Genomic DNA, 398 nt, shown 5'->3' with positions numbered 1-398 from the left:
CCGTTGGCGCAGCCAGCGCGTGGCGTCTTCCAGCGTGTCGAAGGCCGGCACCCGCAAGCCGGCCAGCCGGCCGAGGCCGGCTTCCATGAACCAGCCGCCGGCGCTCTCGTGCTCGGGTGTGTCGAGGCGCACCAGGACGCCGACCAGCAGCCCGTTGGCCAGCACCAGCATGCCCTTGCGGTCCGGGCTCGCGGTGTCGACCGCAATCGGCTGCAGGACGACGAGGGTCTCGACGTTATCCTGATCGAACACCCTAGCCTCCATGGCCGCTGCTCAGCCATGGCACGCTCCGGCGCGCACCCCAGCGCGTGTTGCGCAGATGCAGGTAGTTCGGATTGTAGTTGCAGAAGGCCTTCAGGCGCTCGAGGTCGAGGATGGTCACGATCCGCTGCTTGAGC

General features: G+C 68.3%; 1 protein-coding gene. It reads right to left on the bottom strand.

Annotation, left to right across the window (positions count from 1 at the left end; all coding sequences use genetic code 11):
* Window positions 1–252 (bottom strand): hypothetical protein (locus tag WDW90_RS38360; protein WP_336492908.1); only part of this gene is annotated, 252 nt, incomplete at its 3' end.
* Between the last annotated feature and the right edge of the window lie 146 nt (window positions 253–398).

This window comes from Methylobacterium nigriterrae (assembly GCF_037106235.1).
In the GTDB taxonomy this organism is placed as follows: Bacteria; Pseudomonadota; Alphaproteobacteria; order Rhizobiales; family Beijerinckiaceae; genus Methylobacterium; species Methylobacterium nigriterrae.
The sequence above is the reverse complement of the archived record's forward strand: the minus strand, read 5'-3'. Positions and strand labels throughout refer to the sequence as shown.